Raw genomic sequence first — 14,762 nt, 5'->3', positions numbered from 1 at the left:
TGAAAGAGCCGACGACAGTGAGTTTGCAGCTTTAGCCAAACAGATCTCAGAGCACGTATAACCTTTGTTTTATATAGCACTCAATCGGTAATTACCATTGAGATTATTTTCCCAACTTAGTTATTGGGCTGAGCTTTTAGGCTATTTAATAGTACTAAGCTTAGGCCAATAATTGGCAAGTTTGTAGTCACGGGGTTAAATGCTTCAACTAAAAGTTGTGGTTGTAGCGCAGCAACAAAGAATAGTAACCCAACTAATGCAATGATATTTAAAACAATGATTATTTTAGATTGATAATATATAAATAGCAGTATAGCGAAGGCGACCTCGCCCACCCCCGCCGATTTAGTGACTAAATAAGACATCGATTCTGAAAAGCCAAGGCTTGCAGTTATTAGTTTTTCAAGCGGGGCAATATGCACAAGTTTTGGAAATATGCCGTGGTATAACCAGCTAAAACTAATGATATATCGGGCAATTTGGACTGATGACATACAGCTTCCTTTTCAAGCAAGATTAATTTTAGAGATTAGCATGTGGCCTTAGTAAATGAATTAACTATTTACCAAAGCAATCATGTTAAGTGTTTAATTAACTACGCTTTGTTGCCCATATGCCTTTATCTATGCCTTTGATGACTAGATCACTGAGGGCTTTTTCAATTGCTTGGGTTACGCAAATGCTCATCGGTTCGTTATCACTAAAACCCGCTTCGGCTTCGGCTAAACGTTTATAACTAACATAACGGAAGAACCCTGCGCGCATCTCTTGGCTGAGCACTTTTTTGCTGGTGGCTACGGACAATAATACTTGCCCAGTACGCACGTCTACGGCACGTAAATAAATCGAGATTGCATCTTCGCGGTAGAGTTCTGACGCGCCGATGCCAAAATATTCCATGCCAAAACCACCGGTTTTTACATTGGTGTCGTAGCTAATTATACCGCCTTCTAAAATGATTTTAGCGGTGGTCAGTGGTGGTAATTCAACAGCATTTGGCTGTTCGGCTTGGGCGGCGCGAATAATTTTTCTTTCAGTCAGAATATTTTGCAAACCTTCACGTTCAACCGGAATAAACCAATCAGATTCGTGCAGCGCTTGTATTAAGATGGAATTAGCCCCTTGAGTGACGGCGGTTGAAAATGAACTAACATTGCCTTGCGGTTTATATTGCCCCGTTTGATCACGAAAAGAATATACCGATACAGCGATACTGCCAGCAGGTGTTGGTAACTGTTGAAGTGCTTTAAAGGTTTCAGTGGGGGTTAAACTTGCGGCCAACTGTTGCGAAGGTGGGATCAAATTGCCCATGCTACTGCATGCGGATAATGCCAGGGTAAGTACTGCAATAAATAGCGCTTTCATTTAGCTAAACCTCGGTACTTCAATGACCACGACACTGTTGTCAGTGGTGTTGGTTATTCGCACTGTAATTGAATCTACGGTACTGGTGATCACTTGAATTTCGTAATCACCACTTAAAAAAATTGAATCTTGGTTAAAAATACTTTCATCTATATCTTCACCAAAGGCAATATCAGTGATCTCTCTTACCATGCGGTTTAAGTAGGTACGTTCTAGAGAATCTTGAAATTTCTCAGCGTAGCTTTGTTCAATTATTGGTGCTTTATGTTTATTTTGCGCTTGCGCTTTATTTAATAGCATACTGGCATTGAGTGGACTACCTCCGAAACTTGGATTAATGGGGGTATACACAAGCTCTGTTGCAGATACAGATAAGGGGAGTAATATCATTATAATTGTTGTTATATATTTTCTTGAGTAGGGGGCCATTTTACCATCCATTTTTTGCCATATCGGGCGAAGCTTTATGTAAATTAGAGCGCGCCATCGCATCCATAACACTGTATAAAGCGTGTTCTACACGCTCATCAATAGGCTCCAAGCGACGCCCTAAATAGGTTACATATACAATTTGATTATTCATTACTAAGGTCAGTTTTGTGCCAGCCCGAGGAAGTACGGTCTCTTTTATTTCTATATTAAAACCAGCGGTTGAGGGTAGGTCGCGCCAAAGGTTTGAAAATTCAAAATAAAACTGGTGACCAAAGCGACTAATGCTGCGATCGAGCACTAGGCCATCTATTTCTAATTCGTCAGCGCCTTGAGATAAGTGGCTAAAGGTAGTTAAAAAAAGCAGGCTTAGCGCGGTAATAAGCGTTCTAACTAATGTCATGTTTAATATGGGGGGACGTGCCCCCCAATATCCTTATTCTTGGCTCACAGTTGCTGTGTTGTAATCGCCCACTTGGGTGATCACGACTGAAGTGTTAGAAGCGGTAATAGCACCTTCAACTAAGTTGCCATTGCCTACTTGTGTGACTGTGAAGTTGATGTTGTCACCACCAACGATAAATGCACCCGTATCGATACCTGCTACCATATTCATATCGCCTTGCTGCGAAATATCAATAGAATGGTTGCTGCCTTCCATAACTAAATCAATCGCATTCAGATCGCCACTTTGGCTAAAATCAACGCTATTGTTATTACTATTTAGCACACTTGCAAAGGTTAATGTTGCTTCATTTGTGCTGCCTAATTGACTGATATTAATGTCATTATCGTTTGAAGTAAGCGATGTGTCAGGGTACGAAGATTGAATTAAAGCGGTATTCATGTCACCGGCTTGAGCTAAATCAACGTCGTTGCCTTGACCATTAAAATTAGCGATGTGAGCGCTGTTTTCGTTACCAATTTGAACGCTTGAGAATTCATTGTCAGCGCCAATTGTGCCCAAGTAGGTCTCGTTCATTGAGCCATTTTGCATAACAGTGAGTTCATTGTTATCACCTAATACATCAGCCCCAACTTGATTATTATCTTGTTGTTGATCAACCGAAACTTGATTGTCATTACCGGCAAATAACTCAGATGTGAAGGTATTGGTATTACCTTCTTGGTCGATTGATAGGGTGTTTTCGTTTCCTTCAACACTTGCAAAAGTCGCAGTATTTGAATCACCCGCTTGTTCGATTTCTAAGCTGTTTTCATCGCCGCGAACAGAAGTAACCGTAACGCCGTTGAAATTACCTTCTTGTGCTATTACTACTTCATTCGTATTACCAACGAGTTCAGTAAGTGTAAAAGCGTTAAACAAGCCGTTTTGAGTAACTTCAATGGTGTTTTCGTCACCACTAATAGTTGCCAGCGTTGCTTCATTTAAAAGGCCTGCTTGAGATGCGCTAATTTTGTTGCTATTACCTTGCAAATCCAAATTATAAAACCAATGGCCGCCATCTTGCTGAGTAACTGCAATGTCGTTAGCATCACCTTGAACTACGTTAATCGCTTCGTTATTAATACCAAAAAAGCCCGTGCCAAACTGCACAACATTGACTGAGTTATCATCGCCTGTTATGTCTGATAGAGCGCCATTAACTTCACCATCTTGGCTGTGACTTAGGGTGTTGTTATCGCCTATTACGTACGTTAAAGACAAGTTTTGAATTTGTTTTTGATCAACATTAATGCTGTTGTTATCGCCTAAACTTGTTACGTTTGCTTCAAGGCCATCACCTTGTTGCGTGACCATTACATCGTTACCCATACCTTGCAATGATGTTTGTTCAATAGTGAGGACATTGCCTACCGCAGTAGTTGACACTTGACTTGCTAATACAGAGGTTGATTGGTTTTTATCGTCGATATTTGCGTGTGCAACAAAGCTTGAACTTAATGCAACTGCGATTGCACATGTCAATAAAGATTTATTTAACTTCATGATTTTTCCTTAACTTATAATTATTAGAGCAGTCATTAATGGGTTGTGGATACCTTAATGTTCTGCATAGTTTGTTCGGCATGCCTTGCCGATTTAAGTTTTGTGATATCAAGAGCAAAAAGCTCACTCATACAAAAGTGAGTGAAGAATTATATTGATATGCAGTGTTGTGTTTTATGCAATTAATGCTTTTTTACTTACGCACTGCTACCAATTGACGGTTAACTTTATTGTGTAAACGTAATATTCGAAATCATCTCTTTTTATGATTTTTAATCTACTTTCTTTTCAATTGCTTACTTGTTTTCCACCGTAATCAGCTTGGAATGTTGAATAATCTGGTAATAAAAGATGAGGCGAGTAAGGCATCTACTGAGCGCTAATTACTCATAAAAACGATTGTGTTGTTAATAAATTGACCGTTAAAAACAGTGTTAAAGACTGGTTTTTTAGTAATTTATTGAATTTTTCTTGTCTGGTTTAGGTTTTCTCTGTCATTTATGGTGCTTGCCAGTGATATTTCAAAAGTAGTGAAGTTAGCGAAACTTAGTAACAAAGCTAAGTTAATATTTCTAACTATGGATACAAAATATGAAAACTAAATTATCTATTTTAAGCTTGGCTATTTTGCCATGTTTAGCTGCAGCACAAGTAACAACCATTGCTGCAGATCCTTCAGCACGAGCTTCTCAAGACTCATTGCTCGTTATGTATAAAAAAGGCACTTCTGTGGCAATGCGTAGTCAAGCCCGCAGTTTAGTAAAAGCTAAAGTAAGTGATTTAAATAAAGATGGTGTTGATGACAACTATTCGTCGATTTTATCTGGTCGTCTAGCTAAGTTTGAAGTAACTGGCATGAGCACCAAGCAAGCAATTAAATTACTGCAAACACATGCAGCGGTAGAATATGTTGAGCCAGATTATCGCGTGAATATTGCTACGGCTCCCAATGACCCTGATTTTTCAAAGTTGTGGGGGTTACACAATGAAGGCCAATCTGGTGGGACGGCCGATGCGGATATAGATGCACTCGAAGCATGGTCAATTACAACAGGTGGTAAAGATGTCGTTGTGGGCGTTATCGATACTGGTGTAGATCACAGTCATAGTGATTTAACGGCAAATATGTGGATAAACCCGAATGAAATCGCAGGCGATGGCATCGATAATGATGGTAATGGCTACATTGATGACGTGCATGGTATTAATGCCATTACAAATGTTGGCGACCCAATGGATGACCAAGGTCACGGTACGCATGTCTCAGGGACAATCGGCGCTGCAGGTAATAACAATAATGGTGTTGTGGGTGTTAATCATGAAGCGGCGATTGTTGGTTGTAAGTTCTTAGATGCATCAGGCAGTGGCTCTACATCCGACGCTATTAAGTGTATTGACTATATGGTGAGTCTGAAAAATGCGGGTGTAAATGTTCGCGTACTAAATAATAGTTGGGGCGGTGGTGGCTTTAGCCAAGCGCTTGCTGATGCGATAACCGCCAGCGAACAAGCTGACATTTTATTTGTTGCCGCTGCAGGTAATGACGCCGTTGATAATGATCAAAATCCACATTATCCATCCAATTATGAGCATGAAAGCGTGTTGTCAGTGGCCAGCACTGATCGTAACGATAATATGTCAGACTTTTCACAGTGGGGTTTAACCAGTGTTGATTTAGCCGCACCAGGGAGCGCTATTTTATCAACCGTACCGGGTAATGGTTATGCCACTTACTCTGGTACATCAATGGCCACACCGCATGTTGCGGGTGTCGCTGCTTTGGTACTATCACTCAATCCTGACTTATCAACAAGTGAGCTTAAACAGCTGCTTATGGATAGTGGCGATGATAATGCACAACTGGCAGGGAAGACCGTATCGGGCAAACGCTTAAACGCTAATCAAGCTCTTGAGCAGGCAGACCCTACACCAAGCTTTAAACTATCTGTTACACCAACAGCTCAGCAGATCACTGCCGGTGAAACGGCAACATATACATTTGAAATTGGCTCAATTGCCCAGTGGCAAGGGGTTGTAGATCTTGAATTAATTGGCGATTTAGCTGGTGCTAGTTTATCAGCAAACACTGCAACGCCTGGTGATGTGGTGATACTTAGTGTGCCAACTCAAGAGTCAACACAATGGGGGCGCTATGACTTTAGCGTAAATGCATCTTCTGGCGAGTTGGCTAAGCAGAAGTCAGTAAGCTTATTAGTTGATCCTGTTGGCTTAAATGATTTTACCTATACGAATGATACCGCAGTAGCAATCCCCGATAACAATGTTGACGGTGTTGATTCTGTGATCACCGTAAATGATCCACTGACTGTTTTTGCAACTCAAGCGAGTATTGATATTTCACATACTTACATTGGTGATTTAATCGTTACGTTAACTTCGCCTAGCGGAACAAGCTCTACATTACATAGTCAATCAGGCGGTAGCGCAGATGATATAGTTCAAAGCTACTCTTTAGCTGATTTTAATGGTGAAGTGGCAACGGGTGATTGGGTATTACATATTGAAGATACCTATGCAGCAGATACAGGTACGCTGAATAATTGGTCACTTACATTTAGTGCCATTGGTGAAGTCAGCCCGCAGCCACCAGAGGCCGGTTTTGAGTTTGATGCACAAGGTCTTTCTGTGAGCTTTACAGACAGCAGCCGTGATGCAAATGATGATATCACGCAGTGGAGCTGGGACTTTGGTGATGGTGCAACGTCAACCGATGCAAGCCCCGCTCATACCTATGCACAAGCAGGTAATTATGACGTTAGCCTTACGGTTACTGATAGCGAAGGCAATACTGATACAACAACGCAAACCGTGGTTGTGAGTGATGTTGAGATAGAGTTGAGTTTGGTACGTGCCAATAAAACACGCCTTAATACTATGCGTGTTGATCTTAGCTGGGAACAAGTGGGTGCTCAGTCACTTAATGTATATCGTAATGGTGAGTTTGTAGGAACAACGACTGATAACGGCCGTCACCGTGACTTCTTACGTAATGCAACTTTGCCAGCCTATGATTACCAAGTTTGTGTTACAGCAGATGTATGTTCAAATATCGTAACAGTGACATTTGAATAAGTGCACTTAACATTTAAATAATTCCCCGTGAAGTCCCAAGCCTTGCTGTTCCCCTGCAAGGCTTTTTTATTGCCTACTATATTGTTCCTGATAGTTAAACTCGGCACTTCAAACATCTAATAATATTATCAGATAGTCGTATTGTGGATTTTAACAGGCTCTGCTAACGTTCAACGATTACCCATAGTTTGAAATTCGGGGCGACTGACAACGCGCTCTATAATACAAAAAGAGAAACGTGCTTATGATCATCTTTTTTATCTGCCTGACTATTTTAATATTAGGTTACAAGTTCTACAGTCCCTTTGTAGAAAAACAAGCTGGTATGGACGCCACCATTGATACACCACAAAAACGCTTTAGCGAAGGTGTTGACTATGTTGCAATTCATCCTGTTCGTGCGTTTTTAATTCAGTTTTTAAATATTGCAGGGGTAGGCCCAATATTTGGCCCTATTCTAGGTGCTCTATATGGACCAATTGCTTTGGTCTGGATCGTACTCGGTAATGTATTAGGTGGAGCTGTACACGACTTTTACTCAGGTGTTATGAGTATCAAAGAGGATGGCAAAAGCTTACCAGAAATTGCAGGTAAATATTATAACGTTGTATTTAAAGGCTTTATGTTAATATTTACGGCGATGTTACTGTTTTTTGTCGGCGTGGTATTCATAATGAGCCCCGCTGGATTATTAAGTAACTTAGACGTATTTAAAGATACTATATTTGCCAATAATACCTTTTGGGTTTTGGCAATTTTGGCCTATTATTTTTTAGCTACTTTACTGCCAATTGATAAAATCATTACTAAATTTTACCCTGTTTTTGGTTTATTAATGATTGTGATGACAGTTGCAATTGCTGTATCACTGTTAATTAATGCGCCGCATTTACCAGTAGCAGGTGATTTTTTAGCGTATTTTGAAGCTGATCATGCCCACGACTTTTTAACTCCAAATCCAGATGGATTACCTACTTGGCCATTATTGTTTATTACCATAACCTGTGGTGCGATTAGTGGTTTTCACTCTACGCAAGCACCAATTATTGCACGTTGCTTAACTAACGAAAAATACGTTCGTCCAGTTTATTATGGCGCAATGATGTGTGAAGGTATTGTTGGTTGTGTATGGGCACTGGCTGGTATTGCTGCGTTCCCAGAAGGCTATGCAGGTTTAAAAGCAATGCTTGATTTAGGCGGCCCAGGTTTAGTGGTTAATCATATAGCAAACAGTTATTTAGGTGTGTTTGGTGGAATTATGGCGATTATTGCAGTAGCAGTATTCCCAATTACCTCAGGTGATACGGCGTTTCGTTCACTGCGCTTAACCGTGGTTGATGCGTTTAATATTCCGCAAAGTTTGCGTAATCGTTTATTGCTTGCGGTGCCAATTTTAGCAATCGCATACTTTATGACAAAACTCGATTTCTCTGTTATTTGGCGCTACTTCGCATTTTCAAACATGCTGCTTTCTACGAGTGTGTTATGGCTTGCGACTAAGTACTTATTTGACCGTGGAACATTCCATTGGATTGCGAGTATTCCTGCAGTAATAGCTACAGCCGTTACGTTATCGTACATCATGACCGCTGCAATTGGCCTTAACTTATCAAGTGATATGGGCAAACCAATTGGTGTTGTGGTTGCTGTGGTAGGATTTATTGCACTAGCTATAGTACATTCAAAACATAAAGTGCGTGTAAATTAATACACTGCAGTGTATTAATGACGTAACAAGCGAGCTGTAAAGCTCGCTTTTTTTTATAGTTCTAAAGTGACGTAATGCCTGTTAGAAAATGGCTTGTTCAAAGTAACTAATATCGTCAAGGGTGTTACTGATCATCATCGCGCCCTCTAATAAACTCACTGTTTTAATCGCGGCACGTTCAGGATTAAGCTCTCCATTTATTTTATGTGCTTGAGTTAACCAGGCTAAGTTTTTAATGAAAAAGCGTTTTACTTCATCGCGCACTTTATCAGGAAGACTGTCACTTTGTGCGCCAAGTAAGCCACATAAGCACATCTTTTTATCTATAACTAACGCATTTCTAAATAATTGCGTGTAAATATCAATAGGATTTTTACCGTTTGCTTTGTGTGCCTCCGGTTCGCCAAGCACAGCGATAAAGGCATCCGTATATTGATGCGCGAGTTCAGCACCTAAATCAGCTTTGGTTGGAAAATGATAATGCACACTCGCACTTTTAATACCAATTTCATTCGCCAACTCTCTAAAGCTAAAATTGCTATAGCCACCAAGTCTAACCTTATTTTCTGCTGCTTTTAACAGGGCTGCTTTTTTTGTCATTTTAAAATTTCCTTCATATCGCTGCAAAAAATTATCAACCAGTAGGTAGTTATATTCAAGCTCTTTTATTTTTTAAGTTTGCAAAAATCTAGATATTAATATAAATTACCTATCAGTAGGTAGGTGATTATTCTTGCCAGTATTAGTTCAAACTATGGTTAAAAATATAAAGAGATAATTATGAAAATTTATGACGTAGAAAACTTTCCTAATCCATTACGTGTACGTATTGCTCTTGCTGAAAAAAATGCGACTGACAAAGTTGAATTTGTTGCTGTTGATTTATTAAATGGTGAGCATCGTACTGAAGCCTTTTTAGCTAAAAACCCCTTAGCAGGCGTGCCTGTTTTAGAGCTAGATGACGGGACATATATAGCAGAATGCACCGCGATTACTGAATTTATTGATACCACTTTTGCTGGCCCTTCATTAATGGGTATTGAGGCAAAAGAACGCGCGGTGATTAATATGATGCAAAAGCGTGCGGAGTCAATGGTCCTTGATGCGGTAGCCAGTTACTTTCATCATGCAACGGATGGTTTAGGCCCAGCACTTGAAACCTATCAAAATGTTGCTTGGGGAGCAAAGCAAGGTGAAAAAGCGCACCAAGGTTTTGTTTATTTTAATACAGTGTTAGCCAATTCTGCTTATGTTGCCGGTGAGCAATTTACTGTTGCAGATATTACTTTGTACGCCGGCCTGGTGTTTGCAGGCTTTGCACAAATTGTTATTCCAAGTGAGTTATCACATTTAATTGCATGGCAACAAAAGGTCGCGCAGCGTCCAAGTATTGCTAAATAGATTTATAATTTGGAGGCAAATATGAAAATTGCAGCAGACTTTAGCAAACGTGTTGTCGTGCACAGTGAATCACTCGAGTGGATAGCGTCACCGATGGCGGGTGTTGATAGGCGTCCACTTGATAGAGTAGGCGATGAGGTTGCACGTGCAACCAGCATTGTACGTTATGCGCCAAATAGCCATTTTTCTGCCCATACACATACCGGCGGTGAAGAATTTATTGTGCTTGAAGGTGTTTTTCAAGATGAACATGGTGATTTCCCCAAGGGTTCTTATATTCGTAATCCGCCCGAATCAAAGCATACTCCAGGCTCCGAAAGCGGCTGCGTTATATTTGTAAAATTATGGCAGTTTCAGCCAGAGGACAGAGAGCATGTACGTTTACAAACTAATACCATGCAAGGTGTTCCTCACGCTGAGTTTAGTGATGTAAATGTAGCTCCTCTTTATAAAGACGCCTTTGAAGAGGTGAGTTTAATGCATTTTAAAGCGAACGCCGAGATAGCGATAAATGCACCCGGTGGGGCTGAGTTTTTAGTACTTGAAGGTTCACTTGAAGAGCAGGGCGATACACTTGTAAAAAACAGTTGGTTAAGAGTTCCCATAAACAGCATGGTTAATGCTAAAGCAGGCAGTGAAGGCGCAAAAGTTTGGCTTAAAACAGGTCATTTAACGGATGTAGATAAGCAAATTCATCGCTTGGAAAACCCTTAAAGCTTATATAAAAAAGTGAGCAAATGCTCACTTTGTACTTTCCCAGCTGTATTTTGATTTGCTTCATAATTTATTAATCTAACTTAACGTATTCTCAAACCTTAACGTATAAATGAGACTAAGTTATGACACATTTAAACCATGGTTTATCTATTGATATTGAAGGCGCAGGCCGTGAGTTTTTCTTAACCTTAAAAGCGGTTGGCAAGCTTACTCACGAAGATTATAAAACCATCCCCCCGATGATTGATTCAGCCTTATCGCAAGTAAAACAGCCAATAATAAATGTACTCATTGATAGTATCGAGTTTCAGGGCGGTGGCTTTAGAGCCGCATGGGATGATTTAAAGTTAGGTATAAAACACAATAAAGAGCTGAAAAAAGTTGCTATTTATGGCAATAAAAAATGGCAGTCCAATATTGCTAAAATAGGAAACCGCGTTGTATCAGGTGAAATGGCCTATTTTGAAAATGCGACAGCTGCAATTGAGTGGCTAGAAGAGTAGGGTATTTATAAAATACTTAAATACCAAGCGCTGTTATCGTTTCATGCCAGTCAATACTAATTAACTGGCATTAACATGGGCTTTAATCTTTTAAACTACATCAACTAACATTGGTAATGCTGGAAAAGCCCCCTTGGCTAAGCAGGCTTTAGAGCCACAGCGAAGGCCGAAATTTAAAGCGCGTTTTACTATTTGCTGATTGTTGAGTTTATCCGTGAGCAATATATTTTCATCATTATGATTTAAATAATACAAAACCCCGGCAATAAACGCATCGCCCGCACTGGTGGTATCAACCGCCGTAATAATTGGTGCAGCTTCAGTAAATGTAAATACGTTATGGTAAACCGTTGCCGGTGCAGGGCCATCGGTTAAAAATACCAATTTAACACCTGTATCTAAAATAGATTGTAAATAATCATCAGGTGCTTGCTGTGTTTGCTCAGCTAAAAAGTTCAGCTCATCACGCGATAGTTTAACAATATCGCAATAGGCGTAACACGCGTGTACATTTTGCTCAATGTCATTGCTATTTTGCCACAAGCTATAGCGTAAATTCACATCAAAGCTGACTAGCTTATGGTTGTTTTTAGCCAGCTTTAAAGCATTGATCGTGGTGCGCGCAATGGCTAAATTAGTTAACGTGTTGGAACAAAAGTGTAGGGTACTCAATTCATCCCATTTTATATGGTTTAAATGCTCACTCGTTAACAGTAAATCGGCGGTATTGTGGCGATAAAAATTAAAGCTGCGTTCACCGGTTTCATCCAAACTGACAATAACCACGGCCGTTTGAGAGTCTTTAATTGTAAATAAGTACTCTGTACTTACCTTATATTGCGCAAGCGATTTACTTAATTGTTTAGCAAAATAGTCATCGCCCATACCGCCACAAAAAGCCGCTTTGCCGCCCAGTTTGGCATAACCTACCGCTACATTGGCAGGAGCGCCGCCAGCAATGGGCAAATAAGCACTGTTTTGAGAATCTTGCGGCAGCATATCAATAAGCAGCTCGCCAAGGCTAAGTAATTTGGTCATATTGTAAATCCTAAAAAACCTAGCAAGGGCTAGGTCAAAAGTAGTGGGAGAGTCTTTCAAGGTAAATAGATGTTAGGAGATCAAGCGCTGAAAATACATTATTCAGCGCTTAAAAATACTAAAGCTCGGTTAATTAAATAGGTATTTAAGTGTTAGTGACGTTGTACGGCCGTTAATAGTGCGGGCACGAATAATATTATTATCTGGGATAGAACCTTCTTCGGCTTCAGTAATACCGACTGTATCAAATAGGTTATTTACATTAAGCGCGATGCTAAGGTTTTCAGATAAATCGTAGCTTACAAAGCCATTTACTTGGGTGTAACCATCAAATTTAAGGTCGTTGTTGTCTTGAGCGTATGCATCGGTAGTACCAATAAAGCTTACACCAGCTGCACCTTTCTCGTAGCTATAACGCGCCATTAGTGAGTAAATTAAATCTGCTTGGCGTCGAGGCGTATTACCTTCTACTTCCGGTGTTAGTGCATCTTTAACGATTTCAGCATCGGTCCAGGTTAAGTTACCGCGAAAATCCCACGCATCGATGAAGTAAGTTGATTCAATCTCAATCCCTTTGGCTTCGTATTCACGGTCGAAAAAGGTTTGTGATGTAGCTTCAAAATTTTGCTCTTCAGTTTCTGCATAAAAAGCAGTTGCAAATACAGAGAAGGAATCAAAACGTTTTTTAACCCCAAACTCATATTGATTAACTTCATCTACAGCATCTTCTTTCGCAACAGAGCCATCTGCACGTACTTTACCAAATAAAAGTCGGTCAGCATTCGCTCGTCCGCCTTTACTGATACGAGCAAATGTTGCCAGACTTGGGTCAATTTGATAGTTAGCACCAATTGAATAAGATGTGTAGTTCCAGTCGTAGTTAACTGGGCTGGCATTAGTAATATCAATGCCTGCAACATTTTGTTCAGGAACGGATATTTCACCATCACGATTCATATCAACTGTAGAGGTTACTGCACCTGCGTAATTACCGCGAGCTTCGCCACTATCGTAACGGGCACTTGCATCAATACTTACATCGCCAAGTTTTGTAGAAAATGCAACGTACGGGGCGCGAGTGTCGTATTCTGTGTCGTAATCACGCTGACAACAGTTACCCCAAAAAGGTGTTCCGTATGCGTATAAACCATTTTCAGAAAACTCAGTACCATCGGCAGCTGTGACATTTAATAAGGCTGCGTTATCGCCCTTAAGCTCCATTAGATAAGAGTTCCATAACCACGACATGGCAATGTTTTGCGTTGATGCGTAGTAACCAAACGTAATGCTGGTGTCGTCATCGAGCGATTTAGTCAATTTAAAGTCGTTCACAATAGAGTCAAAGTCGTTCATTGTGACGTCAAACGTATGAATACGCATTGCTAAATTGTCTTTAAATGCAGCCCCAGTATTTGCATTGCTGAGTGTTGCACCTGCGCCGCCAATACTTTCTGCAATCGACGTTGCACTGCCTACTTCAGCAGGAATAAGTGAATTAAAGTTACCGCTTACAGATGATTTACGAAAACGGTTTTCGATACGCCAATCATTATCTAAGTCAAATACTGCTTCAAAGCCAATTGAGTCAACGTTAGGGTTCATACCGTCGCGAATATCGCCACTGCTAATTTGGTTTTCGCCGTTTAGACGCACTGTTTTTGTAAATAATGCCGAGTGTGGTGTATCCGATTGTGCGTCAAACCCAGGGATAGAATCGCCATTTGCATACATTGGCATCGGTAAGTAACCTACGCTTTTATCATCTAAATGCTTGTAATAAATTCGAACATAGCCGTTTTCAAAATCTTTGGTTAGGTTGGCTTTAATTTGCCCGCCTTTATTTGATGTGTAACCTGTTTCGCGTGGACCTTCACCTTGGCGAACAAAGCCACCGACATGAAAACGTACACTATCGCTTAGGTAAGTACCGTATTCAAAGTCTGTACGAACGCTATCGTAATCGAGGCCCAGAGTAGTTGATACGCTGCCTGATTCGTTTTCACCATTTTTAGAAATAAAGTTAATAATGCCACCAGGTGCATTACTTGCAGCCGTCGATGCTGAGCCGCCACGAATTGATTCGATTGTTTGTACGGTATTATCTAAGCGCATAAAAATATCAGCGTTACCAAAAGCGATATCACCGTATTGCAGTACAGGTAAACCGTCTTCTTGTAATTGTAAAAATTTCGCACCGCCAGATGCCACAGGTAAACCACGCACAGCAATGTTTGCGTTACCTTCACCACCGGTCGATTCTGCGCGAATACCCGGAATGATTCTAAACGCCTCAGCGGTTGAGCGAGGTGTAGACACTTCAACCTGTTCAAGCGACAAGCTACTGACTGATACGCTTGATGCCATAATCGTTGTACGACGTGGTACACCAGTTACAACGATTGTTTCAAGACCTTTGTTAGCTTGTACTTGAGAATTTTGATCTTGTTGTTGCGCATGTACGCCTTGGCTTACGGCAAGTGCTAATGCACTGATTAAATATAAAGGTGTGTTGTGTGTTGTCATGGTTACGCCTCGTTGTGTTGAACCCAATTGGATT

At 40.5% G+C, this 14,762-nt stretch carries 13 protein-coding genes; 5 read left to right on the top strand and 8 right to left on the bottom strand.

Annotated features, from left to right (window positions below; translation table 11 throughout):
* Positions 1-116 precede the first annotated feature (116 nt).
* The 5 genes from H5186_RS11605 to H5186_RS11585 form a co-directional block, all read right to left on the bottom strand.
* Entirely contained in the window at positions 117-494 is a 378-nt protein-coding gene (locus H5186_RS11605; protein ID WP_182717635.1) for a DoxX-like family protein, read from the bottom strand.
* Positions 495-591: 97 nt separating this feature from the next.
* Positions 592-1,365 (bottom strand): CsgG/HfaB family protein, encoded by a 774-nt coding sequence (locus H5186_RS11600; protein ID WP_145234530.1) that lies wholly within the window; start codon positions 1,363-1,365, stop codon positions 592-594.
* The gene (locus tag H5186_RS11595; RefSeq protein ID WP_149981821.1) at positions 1,366-1,806 is read right to left on the bottom strand and encodes a curli assembly protein CsgF; all 441 of its coding nucleotides are present in this window, start codon (positions 1,804-1,806) and stop codon (positions 1,366-1,368) included.
* Positions 1,796-2,197, bottom strand: coding sequence for a curli production assembly/transport protein CsgE (locus H5186_RS11590; protein WP_145234525.1), 402 nt, complete (start codon positions 2,195-2,197; stop codon positions 1,796-1,798). Before H5186_RS11590 ends, H5186_RS11595 begins: the two co-directional genes overlap by 11 nt.
* 33 nt (positions 2,198-2,230) lie before the next feature.
* Positions 2,231-3,745 (bottom strand): curlin, encoded by a 1,515-nt coding sequence (locus tag H5186_RS11585; protein WP_182767328.1) that lies wholly within the window; start codon positions 3,743-3,745, stop codon positions 2,231-2,233.
* A 591-nt stretch (positions 3,746-4,336) separates the two neighbouring features.
* Between H5186_RS11585 and H5186_RS11580 the strand changes: the two genes are divergently transcribed.
* Positions 4,337-6,838 (top strand): S8 family serine peptidase, encoded by a 2,502-nt coding sequence (locus tag H5186_RS11580; RefSeq protein WP_182767327.1) that lies wholly within the window; start codon positions 4,337-4,339, stop codon positions 6,836-6,838.
* A 244-nt stretch (positions 6,839-7,082) separates the two neighbouring features.
* Positions 7,083-8,546 carry a carbon starvation protein A gene (locus tag H5186_RS11575; RefSeq protein WP_149981813.1) on the top strand — a complete coding sequence of 488 codons (1,464 nt, stop codon included), beginning with the start codon at positions 7,083-7,085 and terminating at the stop codon, positions 8,544-8,546.
* 81 nt (positions 8,547-8,627) lie between these two features.
* Here the strand turns inward: H5186_RS11575 and H5186_RS11570 are convergent, their stop codons facing one another.
* The gene (locus H5186_RS11570) at positions 8,628-9,146 is read right to left on the bottom strand and encodes a TetR/AcrR family transcriptional regulator (protein WP_182794479.1); all 519 of its coding nucleotides are present in this window, start codon (positions 9,144-9,146) and stop codon (positions 8,628-8,630) included.
* A 180-nt stretch (positions 9,147-9,326) separates the two neighbouring features.
* On the opposite strand from H5186_RS11570, the gene H5186_RS11565 reads away from it, so the two are divergent.
* The 3 genes from H5186_RS11565 (at position 9,327) to H5186_RS11555 (ending at position 11,167) form a co-directional block, all read left to right on the top strand.
* Positions 9,327-9,947 carry a glutathione S-transferase family protein gene (locus tag H5186_RS11565; protein WP_182794478.1) on the top strand — a complete coding sequence of 207 codons (621 nt, stop codon included), beginning with the start codon at positions 9,327-9,329 and terminating at the stop codon, positions 9,945-9,947.
* 21 nt (positions 9,948-9,968) lie between these two features.
* Positions 9,969-10,661 carry a cupin domain-containing protein gene (locus tag H5186_RS11560; protein WP_182794477.1) on the top strand — a complete coding sequence of 231 codons (693 nt, stop codon included), beginning with the start codon at positions 9,969-9,971 and terminating at the stop codon, positions 10,659-10,661.
* 125 nt (positions 10,662-10,786) lie between these two features.
* Entirely contained in the window at positions 10,787-11,167 is a 381-nt protein-coding gene (locus H5186_RS11555; RefSeq protein WP_182739483.1) for an STAS/SEC14 domain-containing protein, read from the top strand.
* Between the two features lie 90 nt (positions 11,168-11,257).
* Here the strand turns inward: H5186_RS11555 and H5186_RS11550 are convergent, their stop codons facing one another.
* Positions 11,258-12,205: a carbohydrate kinase gene (locus tag H5186_RS11550; protein WP_182794476.1), complete on the bottom strand. Its 948-nt coding sequence runs from the start codon at positions 12,203-12,205 to the stop codon at positions 11,258-11,260.
* A 129-nt stretch (positions 12,206-12,334) separates the two neighbouring features.
* Complete coding sequence (locus H5186_RS11545; RefSeq protein WP_145234506.1) at positions 12,335-14,728, bottom strand: TonB-dependent receptor domain-containing protein; 2,394 nt, start codon at positions 14,726-14,728, stop codon at positions 12,335-12,337.
* Positions 14,729-14,762 lie beyond the last annotated feature (34 nt).

The sequence above is a fragment of the Pseudoalteromonas sp. SG41-2 genome, assembly GCF_014164535.1.
GTDB classification, from domain to species: domain Bacteria; phylum Pseudomonadota; class Gammaproteobacteria; order Enterobacterales; family Alteromonadaceae; genus Pseudoalteromonas; species Pseudoalteromonas rhizosphaerae.
This window is presented reverse-complemented; position numbering and strand designations above follow the sequence as displayed.

What these genes read in the sequence shown, in the direction of transcription:
- H5186_RS11560 (WP_182794477.1), top strand. Translation starts at nt 9,969, where the DNA reads ATGAAAATTGCAGCAGACTTTAGCAAACGTGTTGTCGTGCACAGTGAA.
- H5186_RS11575 (WP_149981813.1), top strand. Translation starts at nt 7,083, where the DNA reads ATGATCATCTTTTTTATCTGCCTGACTATTTTAATATTAGGTTACAAG.
- H5186_RS11595 (WP_149981821.1), bottom strand. Translation starts at nt 1,806, where the DNA reads ATGGATGGTAAAATGGCCCCCTACTCAAGAAAATATATAACAACAATT.
- H5186_RS11580 (WP_182767327.1), top strand. Translation starts at nt 4,337, where the DNA reads ATGAAAACTAAATTATCTATTTTAAGCTTGGCTATTTTGCCATGTTTA.
- H5186_RS11605 (WP_182717635.1), bottom strand. Translation starts at nt 494, where the DNA reads ATGTCATCAGTCCAAATTGCCCGATATATCATTAGTTTTAGCTGGTTA.
- H5186_RS11570 (WP_182794479.1), bottom strand. Translation starts at nt 9,146, where the DNA reads ATGACAAAAAAAGCAGCCCTGTTAAAAGCAGCAGAAAATAAGGTTAGA.
- H5186_RS11550 (WP_182794476.1), bottom strand. Translation starts at nt 12,205, where the DNA reads ATGACCAAATTACTTAGCCTTGGCGAGCTGCTTATTGATATGCTGCCG.
- H5186_RS11600 (WP_145234530.1), bottom strand. Translation starts at nt 1,365, where the DNA reads ATGAAAGCGCTATTTATTGCAGTACTTACCCTGGCATTATCCGCATGC.
- H5186_RS11585 (WP_182767328.1), bottom strand. Translation starts at nt 3,745, where the DNA reads ATGAAGTTAAATAAATCTTTATTGACATGTGCAATCGCAGTTGCATTA.
- H5186_RS11555 (WP_182739483.1), top strand. Translation starts at nt 10,787, where the DNA reads ATGACACATTTAAACCATGGTTTATCTATTGATATTGAAGGCGCAGGC.
- H5186_RS11545 (WP_145234506.1), bottom strand. Translation starts at nt 14,728, where the DNA reads ATGACAACACACAACACACCTTTATATTTAATCAGTGCATTAGCACTT.
- H5186_RS11590 (WP_145234525.1), bottom strand. Translation starts at nt 2,197, where the DNA reads ATGACATTAGTTAGAACGCTTATTACCGCGCTAAGCCTGCTTTTTTTA.
- H5186_RS11565 (WP_182794478.1), top strand. Translation starts at nt 9,327, where the DNA reads ATGAAAATTTATGACGTAGAAAACTTTCCTAATCCATTACGTGTACGT.